Raw genomic sequence first — 14,745 nt, 5'->3', positions numbered from 1 at the left:
GGCTCCTCATCGTGTGGGCTGGACTGGCACTGGACTGGCGCTGGAATGGCGCTGCGATTTCTCGGTGGCGACCGCGCGGGCCCATCGGGTGTCGGCCTTGCCGGACGGGCTGCGTTTCACCTCGTCGGTGACGACCAGCACGGTCGGGCGCTTGTAGTTCGCCAGTTCCCGGCCCACATGCTCCTTGAGTTGATCGAGGGTCAGCGACTCGCCCTCGCGCAGGGAGACGACGGCGGCGACACGATGCCCCCATCGCGCGTCGGGAACCCCGACGACCATGGCGTCGCGGACGGCCGGGTGACGCACGACGACGTTCTCGACCTCTTCGGCGAAGACCTTTTCACCGCCGGTGTTGATGACCTGGCTTCCCCTGCCGTGGAAGGTCACCGTGCCGTCCTCGTCGATCGAGGCGAGGTCACCGGGGACGGCCCAGCGGCGGCCGTCGAACACCCGGAAGGTCTTGGCTGTCTTCTCCTCGTCGCCCTGGTAGTGGATGTACTCGTCGGTGGGTGCCGCGAGCATGCCCACCTGGCCCGAACCGGGGACGACGTCACGACCGGTCTCGTCGACGATCCGGGCACCCGGAACGAGCGAGAAACGGGCGGTGGTGACGTGATCGCCGCGCCGGGTCTGCGATACCGCGAACGGCCCGCCCTCCGATGCGGCGACGATGTCGCGGCAGAGGAAATCGCCGTGCCGCAGCAGCCGCCGCTTGCACTCGGCACTCCACGTCACGCCGACCGAGAGCACACGCCGCAGGCTGGACAGGTCGTAGGGCCTGCCTGCCTCGTGAGCCCTGTCGAGAGCATCGGCCATCGGCCGGGCGAAAACGTCGCCCACGATCGAGACTGTGTCGGCGCGTTGCTGCTCGATCAGCCGCAGCAGTTCGTCGGCGTCGTAGGAGCGGCCGGCCAGGTAGGCCACCCGGCCGCCTGCCACCAGTGCGCCGAGACTGGTGTAGCTCCCGGTCGCGTGCATCAGCGGCGGAGCCGGGATCGTCACGATCGGGTAGGTGTCGCTCGCAACGGAGGCGAGGTAGGTCTCCAACTCGGCCAGGGTGGCGGGCGCCCGCAGTCCCATGAGCAGGAAGCTGTTGGCGCAGATGACATCGTAGAGCCAGGAATGGCGGACGAGGACGCCGCGCGGTCGCCCGGTGGTCCCGCCGGTGTACATGAGCCAGTCGTCGTCGCCCCGCTGGGTCGCCGCAAGCGGCGCACAGGTTCGCTGCACCTCGTCGTAGCCGACCCGACCGTGGCCAGGGGCCTCGGTGTGCAGCACGACCGCGGTGCGCAGCGGTGTCGTCGCGGCCGCCGCCGCGGGCTCGACGGTGCCTGCCAAGGCCCCGTCGTACACGGCGGCCTCGACGTGCGCGTCGTCGAACAGGGCGGTGATTTCGTCGGCCTTGTAACGAAAGTTGACGTTGACCGGCACGGCCCGGACTTTGAGGGCGGCCCACAGGGTCGCGAGGTACTCGGCCCCGTTGTACTGGGCCACGGCCACGCGGCAGCCGTGGCCGATGCCCACGTCCTGCAGGTGGTGTGCCAGCCTGGCGGCCTGGTCTTCCAACTCGCGCCAGCTCACCTCACGCCCGGCGTGGGAGACCGCGATGGCCTGCGGCCTGGCGCGGGCAACGGCCTCCAGTACGGTCGCGAAACTTTCCTTCACGCCCGCGCTCCCTCTCCGGCGGCGTCCGAAAAGGACTGCTTGTCGCCGCGGAAGGAACCGGCGGCATTCTCCTTCACGAGGACTGCCATGTTGCGCTTGCGGTCATGGCGGGCGGGTTCGGGCAGCGCGAGGTTCGGCATGCCCTCGCCGAAGTACTCACCCACAGCCGGGCGGATGGCTTCGTCCTCACCGCAGCGAACGTGGCCGCGAACGGACGGATGCACGTGGGTGTGCACGGCTATGGCGGTCACAGCGGCGAGATCGACAGGCACTGCCGGTCACTCCTTGGGGCTGGGTGGTGGGGTGGGGCGGAAGTCCTGCGGCTGGCTGCCGAAGGTGCTGGGGAACATCGCCGCGATGGCGTCGGCGTCCCAGCCTCCGTCGGCGTAGGCGACTGCGACCTCCGTGGGATGGGACCACAGCGAGATGCGGTCTCCACCGGCACCGAGAACCTGACCGGTCACCCCGGCGGCGGCGTCGGAGGCGAGGTACACCACCAGCGGCGCGACGTCCGCTGGTGTTCCGAGTCCACCGCGACGGACCCGCGGCGGGATGGGCTCCCCGGCATCCGCGCGTTCCACCAGTTCGCCAAAGCCGGGAATGGTGGCGACCATGCGCGTCAGCGCCACCGGAACGATTCCGTTCACCGTCACGTCGAGCCGTTCACACTCCACGGCCCAGGTGCGTACCAGCCCGATGATGGCCGCTTTGGACGCCGAGTACGCCGTCTGACCGAAGCTGGCGCGCTGTCCCGCCGGGGAGCCGACGAGGACGAGCCGCCCGCCGGTCCCCTGCTCGCGGAAGTGCCGCACCGCCGCGCGACCGCACGTGAACGTGCCGCGCAGGTGAGTGTGGACGACGGAGTCGAAGTCGTCGTCCGTGGTCTTCGACAAGGTTCGGTCGCGCAGCACTCCGGCGTTGGTGACCACGACATCGAGGGAGCCGAACGCGGCGACCGCCGCCCGCACCAGGGCGTCGGCGGACTCCGCCGTGCCGACGGCGGAGTGCTCCGCCACCGCTGTGCCACCGGCCCGCCGGATGGACTCGACGGCGTCGTCAGCGGCATCGCCGTCGAGGTCGTTGACGACGACACTCGCGCCCGCGGCGGCGAGCCCGGCGGCATACGCCCGCCCGAGTCCGCGACCCGCTCCGGTCACGACGGCGACCTTGCCGCTGAGGTCCACGCGCATCCACTCCTTCGTCGGGCCGCGCCGCCGGAGGACGGCGCGTGACTGAGATGGCGGGCACGTTATTCCAACGCGTGTCGGACGTCAACAAGTTGCCTCAGATGTTATCCGCGACGGAGGGTCACCGCACGGCGTCACGGCTCGCGGGAGGTACCTGGATGCTCTCGATCACCGACTCGGCGGCGCGGCGTGCGCCACGCGCCAGGGACTCGCGCAGGCGGAGGGCGACGTGCTCGGCGCGGACCGCAGGCCAGTCCCCCGGCAGGAGTTGCACGGGAAGACCTGGGTCGTGGCGCACCAACATGAGCCATTCGGCCAGCAGCGCCAGTTGCCGGGCCAGGTCGTCCTCGGCCTGCGGCAGCGGGTCGTCCACGTCCCAGCGCGCGAGGAAACCCTCGTAGGCACCCCGCAGTGCGGTGAGGTCCCAGGCGTCCCTCACCAGGGTGGACACCTCCGTGGGGTCGGCGACCGTGGCGTGGAACACCTTGAGGCCGTCGTTGCCGGGCAGGCCGTCGAGCACCTCGCGGACGTCGACGACTCGGGGCGCGATCCACAGACCGTTCTGGAGCATGCCGAAACCCGCCCAGACCAGCCGTGACCGCAACAGGTGGCGGTCGGCTCGGCGTTGCTCGGGAAAGGTGAACCCCAGCAGTGTCCAGCGACCGTCCCAATCCCGTTGCACAGCCGAGTGCCACGCGCGGTTGCCACCCTCTTCCAGGGTGTCGCGGGTGTGCTTCGAGGGGCGCAGGTAGATCCGTTTGCCTCGGCGCACCTTCTCCAGGGTTCCCCGGCGCAACATCCGGCTGATCGTGGATCTGGCCGCGTACTCCCCGACACCGACCTTGCCCAGCGTGGTGATGTAACTTCCGGAGAAGACCGCCATGCACGGATCGCCGACGTATTCGGCACAGAAGAGCAGGATGTAGGTCTGTGGCCGGATTCGCGGCGGTGAATCCGGACTCCCCACCTCCTCGACACTGTCGGTGGCCGGTGTTTCGGTCGGCATGGACGCTCCTCGTCGGCTCGGCGCACGGTGATCCGGCAGGCAGGTCACCGACCGGGACCGAAGGTGACCGCCCATTCTCATCAGAGTAGTCACCATCATGACGACCGACAGGCGTCTGACGAAATATGGCTCAGCCCTGGCGAGCACGGACTCCGCCGAGTTCGCCGGGTCCGGACGACGCGGCACGCGAAGGCAACCGGACTCGCGCGGGCCGACCCGCGCGCCGCCGCCCGGAATCGCCGCGCGTACCGCGAGTGGCCGGGGACCGAGTTCGGCGGCCGCGACGGCGGACCTCGTCGAGCGGGCGTGCGAGGGGTTCCCGGTCGCCACAGCCGGCCGCGCCGGGCCGTGGTGGCCCGGACCTGCCGCGCCCGGTTCCTGCCTTATTCCCTGCCTGGTTTCCTGCCTAGTGCCCGTGGGGTTCGCCCTCGGAATGCCCCTCGGGTGCGGGTTCGCCGGAGGTCGGTTGGTTGCGCTGTGAGCCGGACCCCTCCGGCTGCTCCGGTGGAGTGGAGGCGTGGGGGTGCCCCGCGCCCGTCTCGGGGTGTTCACCGCCGTCGCTGTGGCTGCCGCCGTCCTCGTGGCCGCCGTCGTCATGGCTGCCGCCGTCGTCATGGCTGCCGCCGTCGCTGTGGCTGCCGCCGTCGTCATGGGAATGGCTGAGCCCGGCGAGCATGCCCGGTGCCGCGGTCACGGCCACCAGCACGGCCGCACCGCCGATCGCGAGCCGGTAGCGCATCGGGGAGAACTGCGAGGCGTGCTCCCCGGACAGCAACCGCCACGTTCCCGTGACAAGTACCACGCACTCGAGCAAGGTCGTCAGGATGTCGGCCGTGCCCGCCGCCTCCGGTTCACCCGCGTGCGGTCCGAAGGGCAGACCGACGGCGCGGGTGAGGACCCACAGCCCGATCGCGCCGAGATTGGCCGCCACCCCCGCCGCCACGACGGCACGGCTGGGCCGTCTCAGTACCACCACCGCCCAGCCGAACTGGAACGCCGCGAGGCCGCCGAAGAACAACCCGGAAAGCGCCCATTCCCGCCAGTGGCCTGGTATCACCGCGAGATGGATCAGTGCCGCGCCGGTCGACGCAAGAGCCGCCACCGCCGTGGCCAGCCGAATGTCGGTTCTGCTTCGCATGTTCATGAACTCCCTGTCTGCTGCCGTGGTCGCTGCCGGTGAGCCGCAACGGCACGGACTAGACCCGCATGACCTGGAGTTCTCGCACCGGATCGGGCGGCGGCGCGCGGCAGGAGTGGCGGTGCCGCCGGGCCGCCGAGGTCGGCGGTGCGGGCAGCCGGACCGCCTCGCCGCGCCTGCCCGTCAGCGTCCCCGCCGCATCGTGGTCGTCACCGCGAAGGCACAGGTAACCGCAGGGCGGATCACTCGCGGAGTCATGGTGTTCGCCTCGCTCGGGATGCCCGGCGAGTTCGTCGGCGTCGTGCCACAGCCACGCGGCCGGTCGGCCGGTGTCGGCCTCGAGCGCGCCCGCGTGACCTCCCGAATGTGGGCCCAGCAGGTGCCCGACCAGCACCAGCCCGGCACCCAGCGCGAGCAGCGCGCGGCATCCGGGTACCCGCCCCGGCGCGCGGCTCAGCATTCGCGCCATCGAACCCACCGAGTCTGCCGCCCTTGCCATGTCGGCGCGCATGCTACCCAATCGCCCCTGACCGCGAGGAGGCAGCTCGCTGTCTGTCCACTGTGGTATCACGATCCCGCACGGTCGTCGAGGTGGCCGCTGGGGTATCGTCGCCGCGTACGGACCTGAGGAAGGGAGCGTGGCATTGTGGCTTCGTGGTCGCGCCTCCCAGCGCTGCTCGTGGCCGGTGCGGCCGCGCTGTCACTGGTGGCGTCGTGCGCGGAGGAACCGCACGAGGACGACCACGGCGAGGCAGCCACCTCACCCGCGCACGTGCACGCGTTGGCGATCAACCCGGCCGACGACACGCTGTACGTGGCCAGCCACGACGGTCTCTTCCGCGTCACCGGCGACGGTGGGGCCGAGCAGGTGGCACGCCGGACACAGGACTTCATGGGTTTCGCGATCGCAGGCCCCGACCGCTTCCTCGGCAGCGGCCACCCCGGGCCGCACGACACCGACCAGCCATCCCACCTCGGGTTGATCGAAAGCACCGACGCGGGACAGACCTGGCACTCGCTGTCGCTCGCCGGTGAGGCCGATTTCCACGCACTGGAAGTCGAACACGACCGGGTGTACGGCTACGACAGCGTGTCCGGAACGCTCATGGTCAGCGACGACGGCAAGACGTGGGACCGGCGCGCGGAGGTGGGCATCGCCGACCTGGCGGTGTCACCCGACGATGCCGAGCGCATCGTGGTCACCACCGAGAACGGTCCCGCCCACAGCACCGACGGCGGTCGCGGTTTCGCGCCCGCCGCGGGCGGACCCGTGCTGGTGTTCCTCGACTGGCCGAGTGCAGGCAGGCTCCTCGGCATCGGCACCGACGGCACCGTCCATCACAGCGCCGACGGTGGCCATACCTGGCAACCACGCGGCCGGGTGCCGGGCCGCCCGCAGGCCATCACCACACACGGCGAGTCAGAGGTGTATGTGGCAGCGGAGAGCGGCATCTACCACTCCACCGACGACGGTCGCACGTTCACACTGTTGCGGCGCCTGTGACGGCGCCCGGCCCGCTTCGCGGTCCCACTCGCAGCTGACGACCAGCCGCTTCGGCTCGATTCTCGCGCGAGCGCAGCGAGTTCCGCTTCGACTGTCCATTCCGCTCCGGTGGGACAGCGCCCTGCGCGTGGCGACGTAACGGTTTGCCCGCGCGCCCAGGCGGGTACAGCGGCAGCTACCGCGCCCCGTCGCAGGGAGGTTCAGTGATCGAGTTCGGTTGGCTGTGGTTCCTGGCCGAGCCGTGGTTCGTGCTGCCGTTCTACGGCATCGGGTTGTTGGGAGCGGGCTGGGTGATCTGGGACGCCTACCACGTCAACACCCCGCTGAAACCCGCCATGCGCTGGGCGTGGCCCGTCATCGTGTTCTTCTTCGGACCGATCGGGCTTGCACTGTACTTCTTCACCGCGAGGGCACCCGGTATCGCGGACATCGACGACCAGGACGCCAAGCAGGAACGGCACAACGAGTACGTCCTACCGAGTTCTTTCCGACGCACCACAGGTTCGGTCATCCACTGTGTCGGCGGCGACGGTGTCGGCATCATCACCGCGATGATCATGGCGCGGGTGTTCGGCCTGAGTTTCTGGTGGGAGTGGTGGTTCGAGTACCTCGTCGGCTACCTGTTCGGCACACTGATCTTTCAGTACAAGGCCATGTCCATGCACGCCAGTAGCTGGCCGCAGGCCATCTACATGGCCTTCCGCGGCGAGTGGTACTCCATGCTCTCGGTGATGGCGGGCATGGGACTGGTGATGGGGCTGGTGACCCCGCTCGCCGTCACCGAGCAGCCCGATCCCAACACCTACGCGTTCTGGGGCTTCGCCACACTCGGTCTGCTGGTCGGTTTCGTGCTGACCTATCCCATGAACTGGCTCGAGATCAAGGTCGGCTACAAGCACGGCATGGGGAGAGCCTGAATGAACGCTCGCAAGATCGGCCTCGTCACCGCCATGTGGCTACTCGGCCTGGCCAGCATCGCCGGGTTCACCTGGGCGGTGGAATGGCTTGACGGTCAACCGGTTCGCGTCGCCGCCGCGGCAGACCCACCGCCCGCCGTGGCCGCGCGGCAACCACTTGCCGCGCTGACCGCGGGAGCGGCGCGCGCCGCCGCCACCGCCCGGCGCGACCTCGCATCCGGTCAGCGCAGCGAGGCCTCGCACGCGATCGACGCCGCGCTGCGCGCCACCGAGGTGGGTCTGGAGAACAGCCACGGCATGGTCAAGAAGGCCTACGAGGCGGCTCTGCAGCGAATCCACTACACCCGTCAGGACCTGCACAACGGGTGGGAGGCCAGCGCGCGTCAGGAGCTACGCCACGCCGTGGAGGAACTGACGCGGGTGATCGAGCCCGCCAGGACACAGTCACCCGGCACGCCCGCACCGCTGGTGTGGAACCAGTACAACAGCGCGACGTTGCTGGACTCGACCGGGGCGACGATCGGCGAGGTGAACCACATCGAACGCGGGCCGAACGGGATGCCGGTCGCCGTCTTGCAGGTGGGAGGCGCCAGCGATGTGCTGGGCTTCCTCGACTTCGGCGGCAGGACCGAACGGGTTCCCGCCGACCGGCTGCTGTGGGGCCCACGCCGGTTCATCGGTTCCACGTTCGCCGCGCTTGCGGTGCAGGACGCCGACGACATACGCGGCACCGGCTGATCGCCACACCAGCCTCGGCACGGTCGCGAGGTCAGCCGAGCGTCAGGTACAGCAGCACCACGTTGAGCGCGCTGATCACACCGGCGACCACCCAGGCGAGCATCGTGGTGAACCGGTGATTGGTGTCAGCGCCCATCAGCGCGCGGTCGCTGGTGAGCCGGACCAGTGGTGCCAGCGCGAACGGGATACCGAACGACAGCACCACCTGTGACAGCACGAGTGCCCTGCTGGGGTCCACTCCGGCAGCCAGCACGACCAGTGCGGGCGTCAGGGTGATCAGCCTGCGCAGCAGCAGCGGGATGCGCTTGCGCAGCAACCCCTGCATGATCATCGCGCCCGCGTAGGCACCGACCGAGGTGGAGGCCAGCCCGGAGGCCAGCAGGCCAAGCGCGAACAGCAGGGCGATCACCGGCCCCAGCGCGTCCTGCACCGCGCCGTGCGCCCCCTCGATCGAGTCGACCCCGGTGAGTCCCTGCAGATTCGTCGCCGCGAGCAGCAGCATGCCGAGGTTGACCGCACCCGCCACGAGCATCGCGAGGCCGACGTCGAATCGGGTCGCCTTCAACAGGCCGCGCAGCCTGCCGCCGTCGGCGTGGCCGTGCCGGTCCCGAGAGAGTCCGGAGTGCAGGTAGATGGCGTGCGGCATCACAGTGGCACCGAGCATGGCCGCCGCGAGCAGGATGCTCTCGGTTCCGCTGAACCGAGGGATCAGGCCCTCGGCCGTTGCCGAGGCCGAAGGTGGCTCGACGAACAACCCGACGAGGAAACCCACCGCGATCACCGAGAGGAACCCGATGATCACCCGCTCGAACCGGCGTGGGCCTCCCCGGTCGTACACCGCGAGCAGCAACATCGAGATGGCACCTGTGATGAAGCCGCCGAGCAGCAGCGGAAGTCCGAACAGCAGGTACAGCGCGATCGCTCCGCCGACCACCTCGGCCAGGTCGGTGGCGATGGCCACCAGCTCCGCCTGCGCCCAGTACGCCAGCCTGCTCGGTGTTCCCAGCCGGTCGCGCAACGCCTCCGGCAGCGACATGCCGGTCACGAGTCCGAGCTTGGCCGAGAGGTACTGCACGACGCCCGCCATCAGGTTGGCCGCGACGATGACCCACACCAGCAGATAGCCGAACTGGGCGCCCGCGCTGACGTTGGAGGCGACGTTGCCCGGGTCCACGTAGGCGATGGCGGCCACGAACGCGGGTCCGAGCAGCAGCAGACCAGATCTGGCGCGGGCGATCCTCGGTCGTACCGATGTGCCCAAAGCCATCCCGCCCACCTCTCGACCAACCGCATTCGTGATTGCGAAGACAGAGTTTAGGCGTACCGAACTCGTTTGTCAGTTGTGCCGTACCTCACGCGGGCAACAGCAGGTGACCGGAGTCTTTCGGCCCTTGCCCACCACGGGCAGCACGACAAACGGTTCAGAACATGCGAGGAACCCGGCCACCCGACGCCACCGAACAGGGCACGCGCCCCGGTTGGGGCGTGTTGCTCCCCGCCTGCCTTTCCACGTTCGTGGTCAACGCCAACAGCTCCGCCGTCAGCATCCTGATCCCGCCGATCAGCGTCGACCTCGATGCCCCGGTGGGCCTGCTGCAGTGGGCGGTGACCGGTTACCTCCTGGTGGGAGCCGCCGTGATCGTCACGGCGGGCGCGCTCGGCGACGTGTTCGGCAGGCGCAAGCTGTTCCTGCTCGGCTTCGGGTTGTTCATCGTCTCGTGCCTGATCATCGCGCTGGCAGGCAGCGGGCAGGTGGTGGTGTTCGGCAGGCTGGTCCAGGGCGCGGCAGGCGCCACGCTGCTGGCCAGCGGGCTGAGCCTGCTCTCGGTGAACTCCTCCGGTGACGCGCAACTGAAAGCGGTCTCACTCTGGGGGGCAGCGGCCGCCTCGGGCGCCGCGGCGGGGCCGGTGGTCGGCGGCGTGCTCAACGAGGTGGCGGGTTGGCAGGGGCTGTTCTGGATCGACGCCGCGATCGCCACGGCGTGCATCCCGCTGGTCCTGCGGGTGGTACCGGAGTCGCGTGACCCGAACAGGCCTCGCAGGGTCGACGTGGCCGGGACCGTGCTGATCGCCGCGGCGCTCGTACCGTTCGTCCTCGCCATGACCGAGGGTGCCTCCTGGGGTTGGATCTCGCTGCCCACGCTGGCCTGCTTGGTCACGTCCGCACTGGCGGTGATGGGTTTCGTGCTGGTCGAACGCCATGTCGCCGCACCGCTGCTCGACCTGCGACTGCTGCGCAACACCGCACTCGTCGGTGCCACCGGCGCGATCCTCATCGGCGCGGGGGCGATAGCCGCACTGAGCTTCGTGCTGAGCCTGTACTTCCAGCAGCCGCAGGCACTCGACATGACCAGCCTGCAGGCAGGCCTCGCCACGCTGCCGCTGGCCGCGGCGGTGGTGCTCATCGCGCCGCTGGTCGCCCCGCTGGCCCATCACTTCGGCTCCCGCACCGTCATCGGCACCGGGTTCGCGCTGCTGACCGCCTCGTTCGGCGCGCTGGCCATGGTGCGCCCGTCCTGGGACTACGGCATGTTCGTCGTCCCGCTGCTGGGGGTGGCAATCGGGCTGGCGTTGTCGAACTCGCCCGCCTCCTCCATCGCCACCGCCGCCGTGCCACCCGAGCAAGTAGGAGCGGCCTCCGGGATATCGAACATGGCCCGCTACGTCGGCGGGGCGGTCATGACGGCCGTGGTCGCGGGCATCTACACCAGAGTCACCGAGCAACGCGAGGGCCGTGGTGACACGGCGGCGGAGTCGTTGGCCACGGCGTTTTCGGGGGCATCGATCGCGATGGCGGCATTTTCCGCGGTCGGCGTGGTGCTGGCGCTGCTCGCCGCCCGCCGACCGCCGCCGCCGGGACTGGCCGACTACGCGGTGGCCGCGTCCGCGACCACCCACACCTTGCCGCTGATCCGGCGAGGCCACCGAAGGCACCTCGGCGACAATCGGCGGCAGTGAAGGCGGCCGGGCTGTGCCAGGGCATGCCCGCTGGGCAGCGAGGCTCGGCGACGGCTTCGTGAGGGTCGCGCGGCCTCGGAGCGGGCGTGCACCCGGATCGGCTGGGTCGACCGTGGCTAGTCGGCGTGCGGGCTGACTCGAAACACCCGCAACTGCAGCGCGAGCGTGGAGTAGTAGCCGACCAGAGTGGTCAGCTCGAACACGGTCGCCTCGCCGACCACCGGCACCCAGGTCTCCCACACCTCCTCGTCGACGTCACCACCTGTCATGGCGCGAACAAGGTGCGCGCACGCCCGTTCGTAGGCGTCGTCGAGCTCAGGAACTACCCCACCCCGCAACTCGGCGAGTTCGGCCTCGGTGATGCCGACGGAGCGTCCCACCCGCTCGTGGGCGAAGCGCTCGTATGCGCAGTCCCAGTGCGCCGCCACCAGCAGGATCGCGATCTCGCGGGCCCGCGGCGTGAGCGATGAGCGGTACCGGACGGCTGCCCCGAGCTCCTGCAACGCACCGCCCAGCTCGGGCGAGAGCAGGAACGCGTTGAAGGGGCCGCGCAGCTCGCCGTGCTCACCGGTGAGCGGGAAGTGGCGCCCAGCCGCACGCGGTCCTTTCGTGATCGCCTCGTAGAGTCCGCGCCGACCTTCGTCGAGCTCTTGCGGGTACATCGGTTCGAGCCTGCCCATGGTCCGCCGCGGCCTCCCTGCGTTTCGCGATGTCAGCTGGCGTCAACGTGGATCGACCCATCGTGGACCGACCCATCGTGGATCGACCAGTACACCAGCCTGACAGCTTGGCGTCGGCTCCGGTAGAGGCGTTCTCGGCGGCCGCGGAAACGTTTCGTCCACAACGGACAGCTGGTACCGGTCGCGCCGCGGTGGCGACACGGTAACGATCCCGAGAAGAGTGCTCGCCCGCTGCCGCCGCGCCCGCCATCCGGCCCACCGGGTTGGTGCCATCCGCACTATTGCGAAACCCGACGAACGCGACATGATCACATCGCGCGGCAGCGGCGCTGCGAGAAGCGCGAACCGGACGAACAAAAAACTCTTCACCGGATTGTGTTCGGTTCGCGAATTTCTCACCATGCTCCTCTCTCGCCACCTCGCTACCGTCCGATGAGGAGTGTCCTGCGGTGTCCAGAACGGCGAACCTGCTCGCGAGCGCCGGTGTCCTCGCCGTCGCCGCGACGATCGTGAACCTTCCGTCCGCGAGCGCGCAGGATGCCGCCAGCACCTGGTGCGCCGACCGTTCCAACCTGGCCGTGCTCGGAGCGTCGAGTGAGACCGGATACGCCACCACCGGGTACGACTCGCCCGACAACGGCTACTGGCCCACCCGCTACGGCAGGGTGGCCAGGCTTGCCCGAAACGCCAAGGCCGAATGGGGCACCGTCACCGACGTCTACGCCAGGAACGGGGCGATGATCAAGGACTTCTTCGCGGGCGGGCGCTGGCCGACCACCGCGGAGGCGATCGACCGCGTCGCCGCCACCCAGCCGGACCTGGTCATCATCGGTGGCGCGCTGGTCAACGAGTACGTGAACAACATCGAACCCGCGACCGCCGAGGCCGACCTGCGCAGGCTGGTCACGGGTCTGCGGGACGCGCGGCCCGGCGTCGACATCCTGATCATCACCTACCCCGACATCAAGTGGCCCAACGCGGGCAGGCCGTGGTCGCACTACACCGCCGTCAACCACCGGGTCGCCGTCGAACTGGGAACCGGCCTTGTGGACATGCAGCAGTACATCGACGACCCCTACACCGACACGGCCGGCCTGTGGGACAGCGACAACGCCCACCTCAACGACGCGGGCCAGGCCGTGGAGGGCCACCTGTGGACCCTGCTGTGGTCGTGGGCGATCCGGTGCTGACAGCGCCCGCCGACCGCTCGGGAAGTCAGCCCGAGCCGACCGAAACCGTGAGTCCTCGCAGTTCGTAGCCGGCGATATCGGCCTTGAAGCCAACTCTGGGAGGTGTGTCCATTGTGACCCCGGGAAGCGCGAACAGCCGGTGCAGCAAGATGTCCGCCTCCAGTACCGCGATGTTCGCGCCAGGGCACTTGTGCGGGCCGTCGCCGAAGGACAACGCGGCCGCCCCACCTCCTTCTGCGATCTCCCTACCGGGACGCAGTGTCAGCGGCAACCGGCCGACCGCGCGGGAATCGACATTGGCGGAACTGAGGTGGATGTCGATCAAACTCCCCGCGGGCACGGTGACCGCCTCGCCGTCGCACCGCAGTTCGATGGGCGCCGTCGTCCTTCTCGCCAGGCTGCCGATTACCGGGCTCCAGCCGCAGAATCTCGTGCAGGACGGCGAGTCGTTGTGGCTCGGCCGCAGCACTGTACCGCTGCCGCAGGTCGTCGTCGGTGAACAGGTGCCAGGCCGCCACGACGATGAACTCCGCCCAGAATCTCCGCCGCCGAGCAGCCGTCGTCGAGCAGGTGGGAGATCAGATCGTCGCGGCGCCGCGTTCGCCGCGCCCGCACGGCGGGCCGGACGTCGCCGAGGTAGACCCGCAGCCAGTTCAGGTTCTGCCGCAGCATCCAGTAGATTCCGCGCGGCGTGGTCAGTCCCGGCGTGCCGAACCGTTCCGGGAAGAAGCGTTCCAGCCGTCGCCTGATGCCCGGTTTGCTGTCGGTGAGCCCGATCACCGCGGCGGCGACGCCGATGGCGAGGTTGAAGCTCAACTCGGCGAGGTCGGCTCTGCCCGTCTCGCGCAGGGTCGCGAGTTGTTCGTCGGCGATCCGAACCATGAGGTCGCGGTAGTGCTCCTCCACCCGGCGAGGCGTGAAGAACCGCGCGGTCTGCCTGCGGTCTTCCCTGTGCTCCGGGCCGTCCCGGTACAGCACCGGGCGGCGGATCCTCGACGGCAGCTTCTCCACGGTCCGTACCCCGAGACCCGCCTGCACGGTGTCGGTGCTGCGGAGCACGGCACGGGCCGCGGCGTAGCCGTCGACATGCCACACCCCGTCATCCGCACACCACATCGGACACTCACCGGTCGGCTCGACACGATCGATCTTGCGTGCGCTGTGCCCAGGTCCCATCGATCCCCCATATCGAGCTCGCCGGTCGGCGGCGGCCGACGACTGCGTCAGCAGTCGTCAGCAGTCGTCAGCAGTCGTCAGTAGTCGTCAGTAGTCGTCGCGCCCGGTGAACTGTTCCTCGAGCAGTTCCGCCGACCCGGTCACCAGTTCGAGCGGATCGACGAATTCGTTGATGTCGAGGTTGACCAGCGGCAGCGAGTGCCGCAGCACCAGATGGTCGCCCATGAGCACGGCGCCGCCCACCACCGTGGTGTTGCCGATCTCGGTCAGTACGGCCCGCAGGTCGACCTGGCCGACGCGAGCGAACGGGGTGGCGATCTGGACCCATTCCTCCTTCCTGTCCATGATCTCCCTGGCGATGATCACGACCTGGGCCCGCCTCGGGGCGTACTCGTCCTCCCCATAGCCGATCTTGATCCGGATCTCGTCCGGTTCCTCGCGCACCACGTCGTATTCCTGACCGACGTAGGCGACGAGGTCCTCCCACGATGCCACCGAAACGCCTTCCCTCCCGGCTCCGCGAGCCGGCTCGACCCTGCTTCGCGGACTGCTGAGCCTACGATCCGCCTGTCGCTCGCGCGACCCC

At 69.5% G+C, this 14,745-nt stretch carries 16 protein-coding genes; 5 read left to right on the top strand and 11 right to left on the bottom strand.

Annotated features, from left to right (window positions below):
- Positions 1–6 precede the first annotated feature (6 nt).
- From SACMADRAFT_RS12285 to SACMADRAFT_RS12260, 6 genes are all read right to left on the bottom strand, one after another.
- Positions 7–1,665 (bottom strand): AMP-binding protein, encoded by a 1,659-nt coding sequence (locus tag SACMADRAFT_RS12285; RefSeq protein ID WP_009154142.1) that lies wholly within the window; start codon positions 1,663–1,665, stop codon positions 7–9.
- A complete protein-coding gene (locus tag SACMADRAFT_RS12280; protein WP_009154141.1) occupies positions 1,662–1,937 on the bottom strand; it encodes a hypothetical protein in 276 nt (91 codons plus the stop codon). The genes SACMADRAFT_RS12285 and SACMADRAFT_RS12280 overlap by 4 nt, the downstream gene beginning before the upstream one ends.
- 6 nt (positions 1,938–1,943) lie before the next feature.
- The gene (locus SACMADRAFT_RS12275) at positions 1,944–2,849 is read right to left on the bottom strand and encodes an SDR family NAD(P)-dependent oxidoreductase (protein ID WP_009154140.1); all 906 of its coding nucleotides are present in this window, start codon (positions 2,847–2,849) and stop codon (positions 1,944–1,946) included.
- Between the two features lie 124 nt (positions 2,850–2,973).
- Entirely contained in the window at positions 2,974–3,858 is an 885-nt protein-coding gene (locus SACMADRAFT_RS12270) for a PaaX family transcriptional regulator (protein ID WP_009154139.1), read from the bottom strand.
- Positions 3,859–4,264: 406 nt separating this feature from the next.
- Positions 4,265–4,996, bottom strand: a complete 732-nt coding sequence (locus tag SACMADRAFT_RS12265; RefSeq protein ID WP_009154138.1) for a hypothetical protein — start codon at positions 4,994–4,996, stop codon at positions 4,265–4,267.
- A 58-nt stretch (positions 4,997–5,054) separates the two neighbouring features.
- Positions 5,055–5,495 carry a hypothetical protein gene (locus SACMADRAFT_RS12260; RefSeq protein WP_157617238.1) on the bottom strand — a complete coding sequence of 147 codons (441 nt, stop codon included), beginning with the start codon at positions 5,493–5,495 and terminating at the stop codon, positions 5,055–5,057.
- Between the two features lie 147 nt (positions 5,496–5,642).
- Here SACMADRAFT_RS12260 and SACMADRAFT_RS12255 point away from each other — a divergent pair, with 147 nt between their 5' ends.
- The 3 genes from SACMADRAFT_RS12255 (at position 5,643) to SACMADRAFT_RS12245 (ending at position 8,155) form a co-directional block, all read left to right on the top strand.
- Complete coding sequence (locus SACMADRAFT_RS12255; RefSeq protein WP_009154136.1) at positions 5,643–6,500, top strand: F510_1955 family glycosylhydrolase; 858 nt, start codon at positions 5,643–5,645, stop codon at positions 6,498–6,500.
- 203 nt (positions 6,501–6,703) lie between these two features.
- The gene (locus SACMADRAFT_RS12250; protein ID WP_009154135.1) at positions 6,704–7,417 is read left to right on the top strand and encodes a DUF4396 domain-containing protein; all 714 of its coding nucleotides are present in this window, start codon (positions 6,704–6,706) and stop codon (positions 7,415–7,417) included.
- A complete protein-coding gene (locus tag SACMADRAFT_RS12245; protein WP_009154134.1) occupies positions 7,418–8,155 on the top strand; it encodes a hypothetical protein in 738 nt (245 codons plus the stop codon).
- Between the two features lie 31 nt (positions 8,156–8,186).
- Here SACMADRAFT_RS12245 and SACMADRAFT_RS12240 read toward each other — a convergent pair whose 3' ends face one another.
- Positions 8,187–9,422: an Nramp family divalent metal transporter gene (locus SACMADRAFT_RS12240; RefSeq protein WP_009154133.1), complete on the bottom strand. Its 1,236-nt coding sequence runs from the start codon at positions 9,420–9,422 to the stop codon at positions 8,187–8,189.
- Positions 9,423–9,583: 161 nt separating this feature from the next.
- Between SACMADRAFT_RS12240 and SACMADRAFT_RS12235 the strand changes: the two genes are divergently transcribed.
- Positions 9,584–11,113: an MFS transporter gene (locus SACMADRAFT_RS12235; RefSeq protein ID WP_009154132.1), complete on the top strand. Its 1,530-nt coding sequence runs from the start codon at positions 9,584–9,586 to the stop codon at positions 11,111–11,113.
- A 116-nt stretch (positions 11,114–11,229) separates the two neighbouring features.
- On the opposite strand, the gene SACMADRAFT_RS12230 is transcribed toward SACMADRAFT_RS12235, so the two are convergent.
- Positions 11,230–11,775, bottom strand: a complete 546-nt coding sequence (locus SACMADRAFT_RS12230) for a carboxymuconolactone decarboxylase family protein (protein WP_232285584.1) — start codon at positions 11,773–11,775, stop codon at positions 11,230–11,232.
- A gap of 467 nt (positions 11,776–12,242) precedes the next feature.
- On the opposite strand from SACMADRAFT_RS12230, the gene SACMADRAFT_RS12225 reads away from it, so the two are divergent.
- A complete protein-coding gene (locus tag SACMADRAFT_RS12225; protein ID WP_009154130.1) occupies positions 12,243–12,983 on the top strand; it encodes an SGNH/GDSL hydrolase family protein in 741 nt (246 codons plus the stop codon).
- A 25-nt stretch (positions 12,984–13,008) separates the two neighbouring features.
- On the opposite strand, the gene SACMADRAFT_RS30890 is transcribed toward SACMADRAFT_RS12225, so the two are convergent.
- The 3 genes from SACMADRAFT_RS30890 to SACMADRAFT_RS12215 all read right to left on the bottom strand — a co-directional run bounded on the left by SACMADRAFT_RS30890 (position 13,009) and on the right by SACMADRAFT_RS12215 (position 14,654).
- A complete protein-coding gene (locus tag SACMADRAFT_RS30890) occupies positions 13,009–13,323 on the bottom strand; it encodes a cytochrome P450 (protein ID WP_232285583.1) in 315 nt (104 codons plus the stop codon).
- Between the two features lie 65 nt (positions 13,324–13,388).
- Complete coding sequence (locus SACMADRAFT_RS30885; protein WP_232285582.1) at positions 13,389–14,099, bottom strand: cytochrome P450; 711 nt, start codon at positions 14,097–14,099, stop codon at positions 13,389–13,391.
- Between the two features lie 147 nt (positions 14,100–14,246).
- A complete protein-coding gene (locus tag SACMADRAFT_RS12215; protein WP_009154129.1) occupies positions 14,247–14,654 on the bottom strand; it encodes a hypothetical protein in 408 nt (135 codons plus the stop codon).
- Positions 14,655–14,745 lie beyond the last annotated feature (91 nt).

The organism is Saccharomonospora marina XMU15 (genome assembly GCF_000244955.1).
GTDB lineage: Bacteria > Actinomycetota > Actinomycetes > Mycobacteriales > Pseudonocardiaceae > Saccharomonospora_A > Saccharomonospora_A marina.
The sequence above is the reverse complement of the archived record's forward strand: the minus strand, read 5'-3'. Positions and strand labels throughout refer to the sequence as shown.